The following is a 19069-nucleotide window of genomic DNA, read 5'->3' as shown; positions in this document are numbered from 1 at the left end:
ACACCGGGGGATGCGCCGCATCCCCCGGTTTTTCTTTGCCCGGCTTTTCACTGACCGCGCGCTTTGCCTGCCGTCGGCGCAGATGGGGCTGGACTGGTCAGCAAAGCTGTCCTAATGACGCGGCATGACCGATCCTGCCAAACATTCCCTCACCGAAGATGCGCAAGGCTTTGCTCTTGGCGCTTTTCTCTGCGCTCTGGCCTTGCAATTCCTGACCCATGCCGGACTGATCACCGGGCAGACTGCGGGGATTGCGGTGATCCTGTCCTATGTGACGGGGTGGAGCTTTGGGGTGGTGTTCTTTGTGATCAACCTGCCCTTCTATCTGCTGGCCTGGCTGCGCCTTGGCCCGGCCTTCACCTGCAAGTCCCTGATCTCGGTCAGTTTGCTTTCGGCCCTGACGCTCCTCCTGCCCGATCAGATTGCCTTTGCCACCCTGTCGACCCCGATGGCTGCGCTGACCTTTGGCGCACTGACGGGCGTGGGGCTTCTGGTCATTTTCCGCCACAATGGCAGTCTTGGTGGACTGGGCGTTGTGGCGTTGATGGTGCAGGACAAGACGGGGTTTCGCGCGGGCTATGTGCAACTGGGGGCAGATGCGGTGATCTTCGGTGTCGCGCTGTTCCTTTTCCCGGTGAGCGTTGTGGCTTGGTCCTTGCTGGGCGCCGTGGTGCTGAACCTAATCATCGCCATCAACCACCGCCGGGACCGCTACATCGCCACCTGAGGCGCGGTGTGATCGGCACTGGCCAATCCGGCCGAAACCCTGTAAGGGCAGGCCAACAATCATCAGACCCTATTGAAAGTGACCCCTCCCGATGGAGCTTCGCAACATTGCCATCATCGCCCACGTTGACCATGGCAAAACCACGCTCGTCGACGAGCTTTTGAAACAGTCGGGGTCTTTCCGCGACAATCAGGCCGTGGCCGAGCGCGCCATGGACAGCAACGACATCGAACGTGAGCGCGGCATCACCATTCTGGCCAAGTGCACCTCACTGGAATGGGGCGGCGCGCGCATCAACATTGTGGACACCCCCGGACACGCCGATTTCGGCGGCGAGGTGGAGCGGATCCTGTCGATGGTGGATGGTGTGGTGCTGCTGGTGGACGCCGCCGAAGGCCCGATGCCGCAGACCAAATTCGTGACATCGAAAGCGCTGGCGCTTGGGCTGCGCCCGATCGTGGTGCTGAACAAGGTCGACAAGGCCGATGCAGAGCCGTCGCGCGCCCTGAATGAGGTGTTTGACCTGTTCGCAAACCTTGGCGCAGACGATGATCAGCTTGATTTCCCGGTGCTTTACGCCTCGGGCCGGTCGGGCTGGGCCGATGCCGAGCTGGATGGTCCGCGCAAGGATCTTTCGGCGCTGTTCGAGCTTGTCATCAAGCATGTGCCCGCGCCCAAGCAGATTGCCCGCCGGTCCGAGCCGTTCCAGATGCTGGCCACCACGCTGTCGGCTGACCCGTTCATCGGGCGCATCCTGACCGGTCGTGTCGAGGCAGGCACGCTGCGCGCAGGCGAAACGCTCAAGGCGCTGAGCCGCAATGGCGAGCGGATCGAGCAGTTCCGCGTGTCCAAGGTTCTGGCCTATCGCGGGCTGGTGCAGACCCCGATCGAGGCGGCGGAAGCGGGTGACATCGTGACGCTGGCGGGGATGACCAAGGCCACCGTGGCCGATACGCTTTGCGCGCTTGAGATCGACACCGCCCTGCCCGCGCAGCCGATTGACCCGCCGACCATCTCGGTCACCTTCGGGATCAACGATTCCCCGCTGGCGGGCAAGGAAGGCAGCAAGGTGCAAAGCCGGGTGATCCGCGAGCGTCTGATGAAGGAAGCCGAGATCAACGTGGCGATCAAGGTGACCGACACGCCCGGCGGCGACGCCTTTGAAGTGGCGGGCCGGGGCGAATTGCAGATGGGCGTGTTGATCGAGAACATGCGTCGCGAAGGGTTCGAGCTGTCGATCAGCCGCCCGCGCGTGCTGTTTCAAGAGATTGACGGCGTGCGGCACGAGCCGATTGAAGAAGTCACCATCGATGTCGATGATGATTACACCGGCCCCGTGATCGAAAAGCTGACCGGGCCACGCAAAGGCGATCTGATCGAGATGAAGCCCGCAGGGGCGGGCAAGACCCGGATCATCGCGCATGTGCCTTCGCGCGGGTTGATCGGCTATCACGGCCAGTTCATGACCGACACCCGCGGCACCGGCGTGCTGAACCGCGTGTTCCACGGCTGGGCCCCGCATAAGGGCGCGATCGAGGGCCGTCGTCAGGGTGTGCTGATCAGCATGGAAACCGGGATTTCGGTCGCCTATGCGATGTGGAAACTGGAAGACCGTGGCCACTTCTTCATCGGCGTGCAGGAGCCTGTGTATACGGGTATGATCATCGGTGAGCACAGCCGCGACAATGATCTGGAAGTGAACCCGCTGAAGGGCAAGCAGCTGACCAACGTGCGCGCCAGCGGCACCGATGAAGCGGTGCGTCTGACGCCGCCGGTGAAGCTGAGCCTTGAGCAGTGCATCGCCTATATCGACGATGACGAGTTGGTCGAGGTGACGCCGAAATCGGTTCGGATGCGCAAACGCTATCTGGACCCGCATGAGCGCAAGCGCCAGTCGCGCAGCGCCTGAGGCAAGCGGCGGCCCCTTCGGGGGCCGTTTTGCATTTCAAGGGGGCGGCAGACGGCCCACAAGCTGCAAGCCCTGCGCGCTGCGGCGGACCACGAGCGTCTCGCCCGATTGGGGCACGATTCCGGTTAGCGCAGTGATGTTCACCTGATGGGTGACGATGAGGACGCGCGCCTGCGGCGGCAATGCGTCCAGATGGGCGAGGATGGCCGCCGTTTGCGCAGGTTCATCTTGACGGGTGGAAAAGAAGGAATTGGCGGGCGGAAACGCTGTGACCGGGCCAAGGTTCAACAGCCGGGCCGTGTCGCGGGCGCGGCACCATTCCGAGGTCAGGATTTGAGTGAAAGTGATCCCCGCCTCTGCCAGACGCGCGCCGATGGCGCGGGCCTGCGCTTGGCCTGCCGCGCTGAGGTTGCGCTGGGTGCGGCAATCATCGAGCCGAAAGCCTGCCGGATCACCGGTGCCGGGCGCGATGGCGTGCCGCATCAGGAGGATGGCCCCCGGCTGACCTGCGGCGGCAAGCGGGTCGGCCCGGAGCGGGGTGGCGAGGATCAGGAGGATCAGAATGAAAAAAGCGCGCATAGGCGGGATATAGCCCATGCGCGCCAAGCGAAAAGGGCGGCCCCGTCACAAGGACGGGGCCGCCCGTGGTGCAGGCTTAGTCTGCCCCGCGCGCGACCGCGCCCGGTTTGACCAGCCGCTTCTGGATGGCCCAGACGCCAAGCGCGGTGCCGATCCCGATGGCATCGGTCAGAAGCCCCGAGTCGATCATCGCCACCGCCGCCGCCGCCAGAACGATGCGCAGCACCATGTGCAGATGGCCAAAGAACCAGCCTTGCACCGCCGAGGACAGCAGGAACACGCCCAGAAGCGCCCCGGCCACCACATGGAGGATCTCCAGCCATTCGCCTTGCATCAACAGCGCGGGCGAGGAGAAGAACATGAACGGCACCACAAAGGCCGCGAGCCCCATCTTGAAGGACTCGACCGACGTGCGCATCGGGTCGGACCGCGCAATCGCAGCACCTGCATAAGCGGCAAGCGCCACTGGCGGCGTGATCGCCGACATCACCGCGAAGTAGAAGATGAAGAAGTGCGCGGTCAGCGTGTCGATGCCCATGCTGATCAGCCCCGGTGCAATCACCGATGCCGCCACCGCATAGGCCGCTGTGGTGGGCATTCCCATGCCCAGCACGATGGAAACGATCATGGCAAAGAACAGCGCCACCATCTGGTTGTTTTCCGCCAGACCCAAGAGCAGGCTGGAGAAACGGGTGCCAAGCCCGGTCAGCGCGATCACGCCCACGATGATGCCGGCAGCGGCACAAACAGCCACCAGTTGCAGGGTCATCTTGGTCGAGATTTCCAGCGCGAACAGGATTTCCTTCACGCCCATGCGGTAGGGTGTGAGCCAGGACACCACGGCGGCGGCGGCCATGGCGAGCGTGCCTGCGCGGATCACGGAATAGCCCATGAACAGCGCGCCGATCAGAATGATGATCGGGATGAACAGGTAGATCTGCCGGGCGAGTTTCGAGAATTGCGGCAGCTCTTCGCGCGAGAGGCCCTTCATGTTGTATTTCTGCGCCGCCAGATCGACGTTGAAATACACGCTGACGAAATACAGCAGCGCCGGGATGATGGCAGCCACCACGATATCGGAATAGGCGATGCCGGTGATTTCCGACATGATGAAGGCGCCTGCCCCCATGATCGGCGGCAGGATCTGGCCGCCCGAGGAAGCCGCCGCCTCGACCGCGGCGGCGGTTTGCGGCTTGTAGCCCACCTTTTTCATTAGAGGGATGGTCAGCGAGCCCGTGGCCACCACGTTGCCCGCGGACGTTCCGTTGATCATGCCCATCAGGCCCGATCCGAAGACCGCCACTTTGGCAGGCCCGCCCCGGCGGTCGCCCGCAGCGGCAAAGGCGAAGTTCACGAAATACTCGCCCACGCGGCTGGCCTGAAGGAAGGCGGCAAACGCCACGAAGAGGATGATATAGGTCGAGGAAATCGCCGTCGTCGGCCCAAGGATGCCTTGGTCGGTGAAGATATAGGTGAAGAACCGCGTCAGCGAATAGCCGCGGTGATAGAGGATCCCCGGCAGCCATGGGCCGACAAAGCTGTAGACCACGAAGATGCCCGCGATGATGACCAGCGCAAGCCCCGCCATGCGGCGTGTGAGTTCAAGGATGAGGATCACGCCCACCAGCGCCGCGAACATATCGGCTTCCTTGGCAAGCGCGGTGCCGCCGCGCAGGCGCAAGAGCGGCGCATGGAAGATGATATAGGCGGTGACCGCGATGGCGGCGAAGGCCAGAATGACATCGGCCAGATCCAGACGCCCCCGGCGCGGGTCTGGCATGAGCCAGGCCACCAGAATGGCCCAGACCGTGCCGATCAGCAGCGGCACCCCAAAGCTCCAGCGCGCGGCGGTGGCCTGTGCGGCCTGATCCACGCCGGTGCCGCTGATCCAGAACCACAGCACCTGCACACAGGCGATGCCCACCAGAAGTGCGGCCGGAGCGAGCATCAAGGCCCGGCCCGCGCGCGGGTTGGCCTCTTCTTCGGCAAAGGTCAGCGAGGAAAACAGCAGGAAGCCGATCACCAGCCCGCCGCCGACATGCAGCAGACGATAGGTCCAGGTTTCCAGCGGATAGAGGTTCATCACCCCGATGTGGAAGGCGGTATAGGCCACGCAAAGCACGGCGAGGAACAGGCCGAGCGACCCGATCGGTTTGCGTTGATTGGCCGCGAAAATCTCATTGTCGACGCCCGAGGCAAGGTCTTGCCGGGGGGCATCCGGGCTGGGAGCGGTCATGATCTGGTGTCCCTGATGACGGTTTTATCAAAAAGGGCGTCCGATTGTGGCCGGACGCCCGCAACGCACGTTTTGGCGCGTCTTACTTCAGGGTATCGGGAAGGGTGATTCCCTTTTCCTCATAGTATTTCACCGCGCCCGGGTGGAACGGCATGAAGCTGTTCTTGTCCCAGTTCTCGATCATCGTTTCGGAAGCGGTGGCGTGGATCTGCACCATGCGGTCGTTGTTTTCGAGCGCCAGTTTGGTCACCTCATAGGCGAGGCTGTCTGGCATGTCGGCATGCGCGATGGCAAAGTTCCACAGCGCAACGGTGGGCTGGTCGTAATCATGCCCGGCATAGGTGCCTGCGGCGATGTTGAACGGGGCCATGGCCGGGAAAGCTTCCAGAACCTTGGCGCTTTCTTCCTCGGTCAGGCCGAACATCACCACATCCTGCTGAGCGGCGAGTTCTGCAAAGGCCGAGATCGGCACGCCAGCCGCGAAGGCGAAAGCGTCGATCAGGCCATCGGAAAGCTGGCCCGCCGCATCGGCAGCACCGGCATAGGACACGGTGGCGTTGACACCGACAGCCGACATGAACTGCGGCCAATAGGTGCCGGGCGTGCCGCCCGCAGGACCGACCGAGACGCGCTTGCCGTTCAGATCCGACACCGAGGTGATGCCCGACGAGCGCAGCACCACAACCTGGAACGGGGTCTGATACATCGGGAACAGCGCGCGGATCGATTTATGCTCCAGCCCCGGGGCCAGTTCGGACTTGCCGTTCCACGCGTCATAGGCCGGGCCCATGGTGACAAGGCCCATCAGGTGATCGCCGGTTTCCACCAGCGTCACGTTCTGCACCGGGCCGCCGGTGACTTCGCCGGTGGCGTTCACGCCAAGGGCTTCGGACATGTAACCGGCAAAGCCGTTGCCATAGACGAAATAGGTGCCGCCCTGCGATGCGGTGCCGATGGTGATTTCCGACGGCCAATCGCTTTTGTCCTGAGCCATGGCGCTGGTGGCAACAAGGCTGACCGCCGCGACTGCGGCGAGTGATTTGATGAACATGCAGTCCTCCCAAAAGTGCGACACTGGCCAGCGCCTCCTGCGCAGGGCCGTGCTGAGCGCAGAAAGCGGGAAGCAGCCGGTTCACTCAACCGTGTTTTGCGCCGTTTGCGCAATCAAGTGGCAGTGGCAGGCGCGCGATGGGTGGATTTCGTAACATCGCGGCAAAAGGATGGGGGGATTTTGTGGCCTATTCTGCCTCGGCATCGCTTTGCGCACCGAACTGCGCCTTGTCGAGCCCGTGTTTCTGCATCTTTTCCCACAGCGTCTTGCGCGACAGGCCGAGTGATTCATAGACGGGCTTCAGGTTGCCGCGATGGGCGGCGAGCGCGGCCTCGATCTCCCGCTTTTCAAACTCGGCCACGCGCTCGGCGAGTTTCGACGGCGCGTCATCCACCGTTTGCGCCCCTTCGCCCAGACCCAGCGCATAGCGATCGGCGGCGTTGCGCAATTCGCGGACATTGCCGGGCCAATCGCGCGCGGCAAGCTGTGCGATGAGCGCAGGGGGCGCCGGGGCTGGATCAGAGCGATGGCGGCTGGCGGCTTCGGACAACAGCCGCAGGAACAGAAGCGGGATATCCTCGCGCCGCGCCGAGAGCGGCGGCACCTGAAGCGTGACGACGTTGAGACGATACAGAAGATCCGCCCGAAAACGCCCCGCCTCGACCTCGGCCTCGAGTGGGACGCGGGCCGTTGCCATGAAGCGCACGTCAAGGGGCAGCGCCTCGTTTGAGCCGAGCCGCGTTACGGTGCGGTCTTCGATCACGCGGACCAGCTTGCCTTGCATGTCGAGCGGCATCGAGGCGATGTCATCGAGAAGGATGGTGCCGCCGCGCGCATGTTCGAACTTGCCATAGCGCGGGCGCAGCGCCCCGGCAAAGGCCCCGGCCTCGTGACCGAACAACTCAGACTCGATCAGCGCGGCGGGGATGGCGGCGCAGTCGATGGCGACAAAGGGTTTGCGCGCGCGCGGCGACATATCGTGGAGCGCGCGGGCCACCACCTCCTTGCCTGCGCCGGTTTCGCCGACGATGAGCACATCGGCCTCGGTCGGGCCAAGGGTGCGGATGCGGCGGCGCAGGTCGATCATCACCGTGGAGCGGCCGATGAGCCGCTGTTCCATATCATCCACCTGCCCCGCCGCCGCCTTCAGGACACGGTTTTCCAGCACCAACCGCCGGTAATCCGAGGCCCGGGCCACGATTTCGGCCAATTGGCTGGCGGAAAACGGTTTTTCGACAAAGTCGTAGGCGCCTTCGCGCATGGCGCGCACCGCCAGTTGCACATCGCCATGCCCGGTGATCAGGATCACCGGGATCTCGCGGTCGATTTCGTGGATGCGGTTCATCAGCGTCAGCCCGTCCATTCCAGGCATGCGGATATCTGTCAGCACCACGCCGGGAAAGCCGAAGCTCACCAGATCCATGATGCGTTCGGGCGCGGCGTAATCCTGAACCGCAAAGCCTGCCAGATCAAGCGCCTGCGCGGTGGAAGCGCGCAGATCGGGTTCGTCATCGACCAGCAGGATACGCAGCGGAGTCATTCAGCGGCCTCTTGCACGGAAATGGGAGCGGCACGCAGACGCAGCACAAAGCAGGCGCCGGGGCCGGAGGAGACGGAGAGATCACCGCCGAAGTCTTTGATGATGTTGTAGGAAATCGACAGACCCAAGCCAAGGCCTTTGCCCACTCCCTTGGTCGAGAAGAACGGATCGAAAATGCGAGAGGCAAGCGCATCGGGCACGCCGGGGCCGGTGTCTGCGATGCGGATCAGCACATCTTCGCCCGCCGGATGGGCGGTCAGGGTGATCTGGCGGGTGTCCAAGCCTTCGACGGCGTCGACCGCATTTGTCAGGATATTGACCAGCACCTGTTGCAGCCGCACCGGGCCCGCCACCACCTGCGGCAGATCCGGAGCCAGCGTGATGGACAACGTGGCATCCGCCGCGCGGATGCGCAGGGTTGCGATTTCCACTGCGGCCTCCACAACTTCCGCCAAGGTGACATGGGACAGTTTCTGGCCGGGAGTGCGGGCAAAGCTGCGCAAATGGCGGCTGATGCTGGTGAGCCGGTCGATCAGGCTGAGGATGCGGTCAATGTTGCCGCGCGCTTCGGCCATGCGACCGCGATCCATCAGCACCCCGGCATTGTCGGCATAGGTGCGGGCGGCGGCCAGCGGTTGGTTGAATTCGTGGCTGAGGGCCGCCGACATCTGGCCAAGGGCGGCCATCTTGCTTGCCTGCACGAGATCGGCTTGCGCCTGGCGCAATTCATGGGTGCGCTCTTGCACCCGTCGTTCCAGATCGGCGCGGGCTTCGGCCTGCACTTGCAGGCGTTCATCCAGGGCGGCGCGGCGTTGCCAGACCACTGCGCCCACCATCGTCAGCACCCCGAAGGTCAGCATGGCGACAAAGGCGAGCGTCAGTGCCGAGGCGCGGGCGGCGGCGGTGTCGATCAGCACATGCACCACCCAGCCCGCGCGCTCCATCGGCATGTCGCGTTGCAGATATTCCCGCGCGCCCTGCCCGTCTGCGATGCGCAGCACCGGGCTGTTGCGGTGACGGCCTTCGCCGGTGATCTGCAACAGGCCGATCGGCGTGCCGGCATAGCGGCGGGTGGCGGCGATATTGGCCTCGGCCTCGGGGCTGAGCGGGCGCATCGCGGCAAAGCGCCAGTCGGCGCGCGAGGACAGAAAGGTGACCCCTTCGGGATCGGTGACGAGCACGGCATAATCGCCGCCCGCCCAGGTGCTTTCGATGGCATCGAGGTCGATCTTGAACACCAGAACGCCCGCGATATCGCCTCCCGCCGCGCGCACGGGCGCGCCAAAGTAATAGCCGCGTTTGCCGCTGGTGGTGCCAAGCGCGTAGAACTGCCCCGACGCGCCTGTCAGCGCATCAAAGAAATAGGGGCGAAAGGCAAAATTGCCCCCGATGAAGGATGTTTCGGTGTCGAAGTTCGAGGCGGCAATCGTAAGACCTTCGGGGTTCATCAGGTAAATGTCGGTGGCGCCCAGAAGCTGCTGGATGCGGCGCAGATAGACATTCACCTGCGCGATCAGCGCCGGGCTGTCAGGGTTGGCGGCCAGCCGGGTGATCAGCACCTGTTCGGCGATCAAAGGCGGCAGCCGTTCAAACCGGTCCAGCGCGCCTTCCAGAGCGGTGGTGGCCAGTTGCAGCACATTGTCGCCCCGGCGGACGGTTTCATCCAGCGACTGCGCAAGGCTTTGCCGCCACGTCAGCCAACCTGCAAGACAGCAGCCCAGAACGGCCAGACTGGCCGCAAAAAACAACCATTTGGGCGATGTCTTCTGCATCCCTGCAAGCTTAGCGCCAAAGCGCCCCTGCGCGCAACTGCGCGTCAGGCCGCCGCTGCAAGGCGACAGGGGTGGAAGCTCTCTACCTTCACCTCGCGGCCTTCGAAGGTACAAAAGCTGAAAGGGGGCGCTTCGACCCAGCCGCACTCCCCCGATTCCAGCGGCTCTGACACCACAGCAGTGCCTTGGCGGCTGTCGGACCAGCGGTGATACAGCGTGGGGGCATGGTCATCGGTGGCGTAGCGGATGGCATAAAGGCGTTTGCCATCGGACAGCGCCGCCGTCAGACGCAGATGCGGGGCGGCCCCTTTGGCGCGTGACAGTGTGATCAATTTGGCGGCCGCGCGCTCCATGGCGCCTTTGGGATCATCCTCCAGCCCTTCGGCAATGGCGATGAGGAACAGCGCCTCGGAATCCGTCGCGCCCTTGCGGCAGGCGTAGAGCGTATCGGGGATCATCATGTCGGCATCCCGGCGGAAACACTCATACCCGCCAATCTGGCCGTTGTGCATGAAGGACCAGCGGCCCCATGTGAAGGGGTGGCAATTGTTGCGGCTGGTGGCGGTGCCGGTGCTCGCGCGGACATGGGCGAGGAACAGGCCCGATCTCACCTGCGCGGTCAGGCTGCGCAAATTGGGATCAGACCACGCCGGCATCACATCGCGATACAGCCCCGGCTCCGCCCGTTCGCCATACCATGCGACGCCAAAGCCATCGGCATTGATGGCGGTATGGCATTGCGTGGCGCAATGCGACTGATGGATCAGCGAATGGCCCGGACGGCTGACGATTTCCTCAAGGAAGATCGGTGCCCCGGTATAGGCGGCCCAACGGCACATCAGCGTGCCCCGGTTGTGAACATGGTACTGCCTCAACAGTCGTTTTCATGACATTAGCATGAAACAAAACAACGCCGTAAGGAGGGTCCTGACGGCGTTGTCCAAATTTTGCAAGATTGTGCTGAAAGATCAGCCGATTTCCTCAACAACGACCAAATCCCGCACAGAAGCGCCTTTGGCATGGGCCAAGGCGGCCTGATATTCGGCGCTGTTGTAGCAGGCGACCGCCTGTTCCAGGCTGGGAAACCGGGCGACGACATTGCGCGCGCGGTCATTGCCTTCCAGCTGCACATAGCGGCCACCGCGCGCCAGAAACACGCCCCCATGCGCCGCGATCGCCGGGCCCGCACCTTTGGCGTAAAGACCATAGGCGTCGGCGTCGGTCACTTCGACATGGGCAATCCACAAGGCTGTCGGCATCGGTTTATCCTTTGATCACGGCTTCGGCGGCGGCAATCGCAGCCTCGGCCCCTGCAATATCGGCCCCGCCCGCTTGCGCCATGTCGGGACGGCCGCCGCCGCCCTTGCCGCCAAGCGCCTCGGCTGCGGCCTTGACCAGCGCCACCGCCGAAAGCGTGGCTGTCAGGTCAGCGGTTACCCCCGCCGCCACCGCAGGCTTGGCCCCGGTGTCCGCGATGAGCAGCACCGCGCCCGAGCCGATGCGGGTCTTCATCTCGTCGATCAGCGCGGGCAGATCCTTGCCCGAGACACCTTGCAGCACCTGCGCCACGAACTTGACGCCGTTGATGTCTTTGGCCTCGGGGCCACCAGATTTGCCGCCCATCGCCACCTCGCGGCGCAACTGCGCCACTTCGTTCTGCAAGGCGCGGCGTTCGTCGAACAGGGCCTTCACCCGGTCCACCACCTCTGCCGCCGGGGATTTCAGCACGGCGGCGACATCAGCCAGCCGGGCATCTTGCTGGCGCAGATGGTCCAGCGCGGCCTGCCCCGTCAATGCCTCGATCCGGCGCACGCCCGCGCTCGAGGCGCTGTCGCCCAGAAGCACAAAGGCACCAATGTCGCCGGTGCGCGCCACATGGGTGCCGCCGCACAGCTCAAGGCTGTAGGTGTTGCCATCACTTCCCTTGGCGCTGCCTTCAAGCACGCCCATCGACACCACGCGAACCTCATCGCCATATTTCTCACCGAAGAGCGCCTGAGCACCAATGGCGCGGGCGTCATCCGGTGTCATGATGCGGGTGTCGACCGGGCTGTTCTGACGGACGAAACCATTCACCTCGGCCTCGACCTGCGCAAGCTCGGCGCCGGTCAGACCCACGGAGTGGCTGAAGTCAAAGCGCAAACGGTCCGGCGCGTTCAGGCTGCCCTTTTGCGCGACGTGATCACCAAGCGCGCGGCGCAGCGCTTCGTGCAGAAGGTGCGTGGCCGAGTGGTTGGCCCGGATCTGCGCGCGGCGGGCATGGCCCACCTCGAGCTTGGCGGGCTGGCCTTTGGACAGGGTGCCTTCGGTCACGCGGGCGATGTGCAGGAACACCCCGGCGATCTTGCGCGTGTCCGTCACCTCGGCCAGACCCGTCAAGGTGCGGATCAGCCCGGTATCGCCGACCTGACCACCGGATTCGGCGTAGAAGGGGGTTTGGTTGACGACGATCTGCACCGACTCGCCGGCCTTGGCCGCATCGATTGCCGCCCCATCGCGCACCAGAGCGTTGACCACGCCTTCGGCGGTTTCGGTGTCATAGCCAAGGAATTCGGTGACACCATGCTCTTCGGCAAGTTCAAACCAGATCTTGCTGTCAGCAGCCTCCCCCGTGCCCGACCACGCGGCGCGGGCCTTGGCCTTTTGCTCGGCCATCGCGGCATCAAAGCCGCCCACATCCACGGCGCGCCCGCGTTCGCGCAGGGCATCCTGCGTGAGATCCAGCGGGAAGCCGTAGGTGTCATACAGTTTGAACGCGGTCGGCCCCGGCAGGTCGCTGCCTTCGGGGAGGCGACCAAGTTCGTCGTCCAACAGCTTCAGACCGCGGTCGAGCGTGGTTTTGAACCGGGTTTCTTCCAGCTTCAGCGTTTCCTCGATCAGGCTTTGCGCGCGGGCAAGCTCGGGGTAAGCCGCCCCCATCTGACGCACAAGCGCCGGGACCAGCTTGAACATCACCGGGTCTTGGCTGCCCAGCATATGCGCGTGGCGCATGGCGCGGCGCATGATGCGGCGCAGCACATAGCCGCGGCCTTCGTTCGACGGCATCACGCCATCGGCGATCAGGAACGAGGTCGAGCGCAAATGGTCGGCGATCACGCGGTGATGGGTTTTGCCCGGGCCATCGGGATCAGAGCTGGTGGCATGGGCGCTTGCCTCGATCAGGCTGCGCATCAGATCGGTGTCGTAATTGTCGTGCTTGCCTTGGAGCAGCGCGCCGATCCGCTCCAGCCCCATGCCGGTGTCGATGCTTTGCATGTCCAGCGGGCGCATCGAGCCATCGGCGAACTGTTCATTCTGCATGAACACGTTGTTCCAGATCTCGATGAAACGGTCGCCATCTTCTTCGGCGCTGCCCGGAGGGCCGCCCCAGATGTGATCGCCGTGGTCATAGAAGATTTCCGTGCACGGACCGCAAGGCCCCGTCGGCCCCATGCGCCAGAAATTGTCATCCGTCGGAATGCGGATCACCTTGCTGTCGCCAAAACCCGCGACTTTCTTCCAGATCTCGGCGGCTTCGTCATCGGTGTGATAGACGGTGACGAGAAGCTTGTCTTTGTTCAGCCCGAAATCCTTGGTCAGCAGTTCCCAAGCAAAGGCGATGGCTTCGGCCTTGAAATAATCGCCAAAGCTGAAGTTGCCCAGCATTTCGAAAAAGGTGTGGTGGCGGGCCGTGTAGCCGACATTGTCCAAGTCATTGTGCTTGCCGCCGGCGCGCACGCATTTCTGTGCGGTGGTGGCGCGGGTGTAATCGCGGGTTTCCACGCCGGTGAACAGATTCTTGAACTGCACCATGCCGGAGTTCGCGAACATCAGCGTCGGATCGTTGCGCGGGACAAGCGGCGAGCTTTCCACAACCTTGTGGCCGTTGCGGGCAAAGAAATCGAGGTAAGTCGAGCGGATATCGTTCAGCGACGCCATTTTGGTGCCCTTCGGCTGAGGGGTTCATCGGTTTGGCTTTCCGTCTAGCGCCGCGCGCGGGGCCTGTCCACCGGGGGCGGCGCGCCAGCCCCTAAAAAGGCGGGTAAAGCACCATGAAAAAGGCCGGAGCAATGCCCCGGCCCTTTCGGTCTGTGTGGCAGGCTTAGCCGTCCATCACGTCATCATCCGAGGCATCCCCTTCGGCCATGTGAAAATCAAGGCCATTGGCGGCGCGGATGCGATCTTCGATCTCCCCCGCGATGGTGGGGTTGGATTTCAGAAAAAGCTTCGCATTCTCGCGCCCTTGGCCGATCCGCTCATCCCCGTAGGAATACCAGCTGCCCGATTTTTCAACCACACCGGCCTTGACCCCCAAATCGATCAATTCGCCGGTTTTGGAAATGCCGGCGCCATACATGATATCGAATTCCACCTGTTTGAACGGCGGCGCCACCTTGTTCTTGACGACCTTGACGCGGGTAGAGTTCCCCACCACGTCATCCTTCTCCTTGATCGCGCCGATACGACGGATGTCGAGCCGGACGGAGGCGTAGAATTTCAGCGCATTGCCCCCGGTGGTGGTTTCGGGGCTTCCAAACATGACGCCGATCTTCATGCGGATCTGGTTGATGAAGATCACCATGCAGTTGCTGCGCCCGATGCTTGCGGTCAGCTTGCGCATGGCTTGGCTCATGAGGCGGGCCTGAGCGCCCATCTGCATATCGCCCATATCGCCTTCAATTTCGGATTTCGGCGTCAGTGCTGCCACCGAATCGACGATCACGAGGCTGACCGCGCCCGAGCGCACCAGCGTATCGACGATTTCCAGCGCCTGTTCGCCTGTGTCAGGCTGGCTGATCAGCAGCTCATCCAGATTGACGCCCAGTTTCTTGGCATATTGCGGATCCAGCGCATGTTCGGCATCGACAAAGGCGCACACGCCGCCCTTCTTTTGCTCTTCCGCCACCACATGCAAAGTCAATGTGGTCTTGCCCGAGGATTCGGGGCCGTAAATCTCGATGATGCGGCCCTTGGGCAGGCCGCCAATGCCAAGCGCGATATCAAGGCCAAGCGAGCCGGTTGATGTCGCTTCGATATCCATGGCGGGGCTGTTCGCCCCCAACTTCATGATCGAGCCTTTGCCGAACTGCCGTTCGATCTGTGCCAGAGCGCTTTCCAGCGCCTTCGACTTGTCCATTTCGCGCTTCCCGTTCAAATCGAGGAGGTTCGCCACCACCATTATCCCGCTCCTTATTTCACAGCCACAGCATGACGGCAATCATTGCCGGTGTTCGCGTAGTGTTCTCATCCATATGAGATCAAATGCAGAACATTACAACCAAATTCTGGTAAAATCAGCATTTTCACAGTTTGGTTAAGCGATTGTTTACGGGGGTGGAAAATCCTCCGCGAGATGCGGAAAGAAGGTGTGATGCGCTTGGCGATGCGGCACCATGATTGGCACTGCCGCGATCAAGACAATGCTTTGACAAGGCGGGGCCGTGTTGAGAGGGCGCGCGCCCGCGCTCATGGACAGCCGTGTGGCGCGGGGTTGGCGATTATTGCTATCCTGTTTGGGCGGGGCGGTCGGACGGCTTGTCAGCGCAGCGGCCATGGGGCGCGCGTCCCGCGACTGGTGTAACGTCCGCTCTGCTCACCGCAATGGGAAGGATGTCTTCGGCGCTCCCAAAGGCATGCAAGACATTTCCGTCGAGCCCCCGCTGACCTGACAACGTGCTAATGCAACTGCCCCTGCACGGTCATGGCCAGATCGTTGAGCGAAAAGGGTTTTGCCAGAAACACCGAGTTTGGCACCCTGCCCTGTTCTTCGGACAGACAATCTTCGGCATAGCCTGACATAAAGACCACCCGCACATCGGGCCGCGCCTCGCGCGCGAGCTTGACCCAACTGGGACCATCCAGCCCCGGCATCACCACATCGGTGACAAAAACATCGATCTGCAAGGCAGGATCTTCCAGCAGACGCAACGCCTCTTCGGCGCAATCGGCTTCGAGCACGGTATAGCCACGCAGACGCAAGGCACGGCTGGCAAAGGCGCGCACCGGGGCCTCATCCTCCACCAGCAAGACAACGCCTTCCCCTTGCTTGAAGACAATCTTGCGCGGAGGTTCTGCCACCGGGGCGACCGCCTCTTCTCCGGTTGCGAGATGGATCGGAAAGTAAAGGTGGAACACCGATCCCTCACCGGGGGTGGAATCGACAAAGATGAACCCGCCAGATTGCTTGACGATGCCATAGACCGTGGACAGGCCGAGCCCTGTCCCCTCTCCCGCGCGTTTGGTGGTGAAGAACGGCTCGAAGATTTTTTCGATCCGTTCTGGCGGGATGCCGATGCCAGTGTCTGACACGCGGATCACCGCATATTCACCGGCGGGAACCACCGCGCGATCCCGGCGCATCTCTTCATGCAAGGTCAGTGCCTCCGTCTCCACCCGGATGGTGCCGCCTGCGGCCATGGCATCGCGTGCATTGACCACAAGGTTCATCAGCACCTGTTCCAACTGCCGCTTATCGGCCCGGATCATCCCCAGATCGGGCGCATTGGACAGGCGCAGGCGGACTTTTTCGCCCACCAAGCGGTTGAGCAGATGCGCCATGTCGGACATGACCTCTTGCAGATCAATCCGTTCCGGCTTCAGCGTCTGCTTGCGTGAGAAGGCCAGAAGCTGGCCCACCAAAGCGGCGGCGCGGTTGGCGTTCTGGTTGATCTGCGCCAGATCGGCAAAGTCCTTGTCTTCATGCGAATGGCGGAGCAGCAGCAGATCGCAATGTCCGGAAATCGCGGTGAGCAGATTGTTGAAGTCATGCGCGATGCCGCCCGCCAATTGCCCGATGGCCTGCATCTTCTGGCTTTGCACAAACTGCGCCTCAAGCAGCTTCATCGCGGTTGCGTCCTGAACGACCGCCAGCACCCCGGGGCGCCCGTGATCCACAAAGCGCCGCAGCGTCACCTGATGGAAAGCATCGGGCTGGCCGATGCGGGCGCGCAAGACCTCAGAGCCGCCGCCATGCCGCTCGGCAACGATATCCCCAAGCCAATCGAGCACCGAGCGACCAAGGCCTTCATATAGGTCGTGAAACATCGGGCGCGCATCAACATCGAGATCAAACACTTCGCGGGCGTCGCGGTTGGCGGCTTGCAGCTGGCCATTTGCATCAAAACGCAGCAAGGCCACGGGCAAGCCTTCAAAATTCTCCATGATCTGCCCTGCCGTTGGCCCCGTGCCAACAGGCAAAAGATAAATCTCGCGCCGCTCCCCCGCACCGGGTATTTCGGCCAAGATCGCCCTCACCGGGCCATCGATGCCCGCCACCTCCAGCTCTTCGCCGCTGCGCAGATTGGGGGTGGTGAACACGCGGTCCAACCGCTTGGGCCGCCCCCCCAGCAGACGGCGCATCGCTTCGTTGGTGAAGAGCACAACGCCCATTTTGTTGACGATCATCATGGGAAGACTGAGCGTCTCGGCGCCGCGCCCGCCGGCGCCGCGTTCCACAAATTCCTCGAGCCGCCACAGGAACCGGCCTTCGGCGACACGGTGCACGGAAAGGCGCGAGTGGCCGCGCCGGGTCACCACATCTTCGCGCGCGGCGCCGGAGGCGGTGGCCCGGGATTGCAGGCGGAACAAAACGGAAGCCGGGCTTGCGAAATGATCCTGCAAGGCGGCCATCAGCGTGGTCACGGCCAGACCGAAGCGCGCCTGTGCTGCGGCGTTGCGATAATGGATCTGGCCCTGCGCATCCGTTGTCAGACAAGGGGTGGCATCTTGGCCCACCAACTGAGCCACCGCACGCTCGGCCCCCTTGTCGGCCCGGCCCGCCAGAAAGAGAATGCCCCAGAGGATAAGCAAAAGCGCCGTGAGCGTCAGTGCAACGACAGCGGCCGCGATGCGCATGGAAGGATCAGCGGCGAAGCCAGATGCCAGCAGCGCCGCCAAGGCCGCTGCGGCGAGAAGCCGCCAGCGCGCGGCGATCCCACGGGTCGCTGAAACGATCTCGGTCCCTTCATCGATACCCGACAGCACGCCGCACCCCATCCGGTCAACCCTTCCGGACCAGCAGTGCATGGCAATCGTTAAGGCGCCCTTAACTGCGCTGCAGGCAGAAGCTCATTACGACCTGAAGTTGTGTAGATCAGCGCCTCATTTGCGTCAACTGTGCTGCAAAGAACCCGTCCCCGCCGGAGAGCGGCGTGAAGCGCTGGCTTTGGATCAGCTGCCAATCCGGATGGCGCGCGAGAAAGGCCGCGATGCGATCCTCATTCTCTTCTTGCAGCAAGGAACAGGTCACATAGGCCAGCACGCCCTGAGGCGCGACCATGGGTGCGATGCGGTCAAGGATCTGATCCTGCACGGCCGTGATCTGTGTCAGACGCTCGGGCGTGAGCGCCCATTTGCCTTGGGGGTCCCGCCGCCAGCTGCCTGATCCAGAACAGGGCGCATCGGCCAAGACCAGATCGAAAGGCGCAAGGGACTCGGGATGATCAGTCAGCGTCACCTTGACCTTGGCGCGCGCGGCCCGCTGGGGCAGATCCCGCATGCGAGAGGGCGAAACATCATGTGCGAAAAGCGACAGGTTCGCGCGGGCCGCCATGGCGAGGGTTTTGCCCCCGCCGCCTGCGCAGTGATCCAGCACCCGCATCCCGTCTTGCAAGGGCAGCGCGCTGACCACAGCTTGGGATGCGGCGTCCTGCAATTCGACAAGGCCCGAAAGATAGGCTTGGCCCGACTGCACTTTGCGCGCGCCCGATGTAACCAGCAAGGCGGTCTCGGCCAGATGATGCGCCACGGCCTCCACGCCATCCGCCTGCAAGGCGGCAATCGCCTGCGCCGGAGTGGCGCGCCGAAGATTGACCCGCAGAAACACCGGCGCCCGCTCGCGCAGAGCCAATGCCACCGGACGGAGATCTGGCCCGAGGGCCGCTTCCAACCGGGGAAGCAGCCAGTCCGGCAAATCCAGAGCGGCGGCGCCCACCGGCGCCGCGCCGCTTTCGCCAGCGTGCTCTGGCGCAGGCGCATGCGCGAGACCAGTGAAGAGCGTCGCCGGATCGGTGCCTGCCGCCCGCAAGGCGCCCAGCATCAAGCCTCGGCCAGTGTCTGCACCGCCCCAGGCCGCGTAAGAGCGACGACAGCGCAAGGCATCATAGACCAGATCGCGCACCGCGCTGCGGTCGCCCGAACCGGCAAAGCGGCTCGCCCGGCCCCAGTTTGTCAGAGCCTGCTCAGCGGGCGCGCCGGCCAGAATACGGTCCAGAACCTCAATCGCTGCGGACATTCGGGCGGCGGGAGTCATGGCCGCGCCCCCTCACCCAAAAAAGA

The 19069-nt window shown here is 63.4% G+C and carries 13 protein-coding genes; 2 read left to right on the top strand and 11 right to left on the bottom strand.

Annotated elements, in window-relative coordinates:
• The first annotated feature begins 124 nt into the window (after positions 1-124).
• Both CUR21_RS02530 and typA read left to right on the top strand, forming a co-directional pair.
• Positions 125-727 carry a YitT family protein gene (locus CUR21_RS02530; RefSeq protein WP_100195446.1) on the top strand — a complete coding sequence of 201 codons (603 nt, stop codon included), beginning with the start codon at positions 125-127 and terminating at the stop codon, positions 725-727.
• A gap of 91 nt (positions 728-818) precedes the next feature.
• Entirely contained in the window at positions 819-2636 is a 1818-nt protein-coding gene (gene typA / locus CUR21_RS02525) for a translational GTPase TypA (protein ID WP_100195445.1), read from the top strand.
• A 36-nt stretch (positions 2637-2672) separates the two neighbouring features.
• On the opposite strand, the gene CUR21_RS02520 is transcribed toward typA, so the two are convergent.
• From CUR21_RS02520 to CUR21_RS02465, 11 genes are all read right to left on the bottom strand, one after another.
• A complete protein-coding gene (locus CUR21_RS02520; protein WP_100195444.1) occupies positions 2673-3215 on the bottom strand; it encodes a histidine phosphatase family protein in 543 nt (180 codons plus the stop codon).
• A 76-nt stretch (positions 3216-3291) separates the two neighbouring features.
• Positions 3292-5451: a TRAP transporter permease gene (locus CUR21_RS02515; RefSeq protein ID WP_100195443.1), complete on the bottom strand. Its 2160-nt coding sequence runs from the start codon at positions 5449-5451 to the stop codon at positions 3292-3294.
• A gap of 82 nt (positions 5452-5533) precedes the next feature.
• Positions 5534-6502, bottom strand: a complete 969-nt coding sequence (locus tag CUR21_RS02510) for a TAXI family TRAP transporter solute-binding subunit (RefSeq protein WP_100195442.1) — start codon at positions 6500-6502, stop codon at positions 5534-5536.
• A gap of 187 nt (positions 6503-6689) precedes the next feature.
• Positions 6690-8042, bottom strand: a complete 1353-nt coding sequence (locus CUR21_RS02505; protein ID WP_100195441.1) for a sigma-54 dependent transcriptional regulator — start codon at positions 8040-8042, stop codon at positions 6690-6692.
• A complete protein-coding gene (locus CUR21_RS02500) occupies positions 8039-9814 on the bottom strand; it encodes an ATP-binding protein (RefSeq protein WP_100195440.1) in 1776 nt (591 codons plus the stop codon). Before CUR21_RS02500 ends, CUR21_RS02505 begins: the two co-directional genes overlap by 4 nt.
• Before the next feature lie 44 nt (positions 9815-9858).
• Positions 9859-10653 (bottom strand): class II glutamine amidotransferase, encoded by a 795-nt coding sequence (locus CUR21_RS02495; protein WP_100195439.1) that lies wholly within the window; start codon positions 10651-10653, stop codon positions 9859-9861.
• 129 nt (positions 10654-10782) lie between these two features.
• Positions 10783-11073 carry a DUF1330 domain-containing protein gene (locus CUR21_RS02490; RefSeq protein WP_100195438.1) on the bottom strand — a complete coding sequence of 97 codons (291 nt, stop codon included), beginning with the start codon at positions 11071-11073 and terminating at the stop codon, positions 10783-10785.
• A gap of 4 nt (positions 11074-11077) precedes the next feature.
• Complete coding sequence (gene alaS / locus CUR21_RS02485) at positions 11078-13732, bottom strand: alanine--tRNA ligase (RefSeq protein WP_100195437.1); 2655 nt, start codon at positions 13730-13732, stop codon at positions 11078-11080.
• 163 nt (positions 13733-13895) lie between these two features.
• On the bottom strand, positions 13896-14972 hold the full coding sequence (gene recA / locus CUR21_RS02480; RefSeq protein ID WP_100195436.1) for a recombinase RecA: 1077 nt from the start codon (positions 14970-14972) through the stop codon (positions 13896-13898).
• A gap of 497 nt (positions 14973-15469) precedes the next feature.
• A complete protein-coding gene (locus CUR21_RS02470) occupies positions 15470-17788 on the bottom strand; it encodes an ATP-binding protein (RefSeq protein ID WP_198431597.1) in 2319 nt (772 codons plus the stop codon).
• Positions 17789-17885: 97 nt separating this feature from the next.
• Complete coding sequence (locus CUR21_RS02465) at positions 17886-19043, bottom strand: RsmB/NOP family class I SAM-dependent RNA methyltransferase (protein ID WP_100195433.1); 1158 nt, start codon at positions 19041-19043, stop codon at positions 17886-17888.
• Positions 19044-19069: the final 26 nt, after the last annotated feature.

This window comes from Pseudorhodobacter sp. MZDSW-24AT (assembly GCF_002794355.1).
GTDB lineage: Bacteria > Pseudomonadota > Alphaproteobacteria > Rhodobacterales > Rhodobacteraceae > Pseudotabrizicola.
This window is presented reverse-complemented; position numbering and strand designations above follow the sequence as displayed.

Excerpts from the sequence above, each read along its gene's own strand:
- CUR21_RS02505 (WP_100195441.1), bottom strand. The coding sequence starts at position 8,042 with ATGACTCCGCTGCGTATCCTGCTGGTCGATGACGAACCCGATCTGCGC.
- alaS (WP_100195437.1), bottom strand. The coding sequence starts at position 13,732 with ATGGCGTCGCTGAACGATATCCGCTCGACTTACCTCGATTTCTTTGCC.
- typA (WP_100195445.1), top strand. The coding sequence starts at position 819 with ATGGAGCTTCGCAACATTGCCATCATCGCCCACGTTGACCATGGCAAA.
- CUR21_RS02530 (WP_100195446.1), top strand. The coding sequence starts at position 125 with ATGACCGATCCTGCCAAACATTCCCTCACCGAAGATGCGCAAGGCTTT.
- CUR21_RS02500 (WP_100195440.1), bottom strand. The coding sequence starts at position 9,814 with ATGCAGAAGACATCGCCCAAATGGTTGTTTTTTGCGGCCAGTCTGGCC.
- CUR21_RS02490 (WP_100195438.1), bottom strand. The coding sequence starts at position 11,073 with ATGCCGACAGCCTTGTGGATTGCCCATGTCGAAGTGACCGACGCCGAC.
- recA (WP_100195436.1), bottom strand. The coding sequence starts at position 14,972 with ATGGTGGTGGCGAACCTCCTCGATTTGAACGGGAAGCGCGAAATGGAC.
- CUR21_RS02470 (WP_198431597.1), bottom strand. The coding sequence starts at position 17,788 with ATGGGGTGCGGCGTGCTGTCGGGTATCGATGAAGGGACCGAGATCGTT.
- CUR21_RS02510 (WP_100195442.1), bottom strand. The coding sequence starts at position 6,502 with ATGTTCATCAAATCACTCGCCGCAGTCGCGGCGGTCAGCCTTGTTGCC.
- CUR21_RS02515 (WP_100195443.1), bottom strand. The coding sequence starts at position 5,451 with ATGACCGCTCCCAGCCCGGATGCCCCCCGGCAAGACCTTGCCTCGGGC.
- CUR21_RS02465 (WP_100195433.1), bottom strand. The coding sequence starts at position 19,043 with ATGACTCCCGCCGCCCGAATGTCCGCAGCGATTGAGGTTCTGGACCGT.
- CUR21_RS02520 (WP_100195444.1), bottom strand. The coding sequence starts at position 3,215 with ATGCGCGCTTTTTTCATTCTGATCCTCCTGATCCTCGCCACCCCGCTC.
- CUR21_RS02495 (WP_100195439.1), bottom strand. The coding sequence starts at position 10,653 with ATGTGCCGTTGGGCCGCCTATACCGGGGCACCGATCTTCCTTGAGGAA.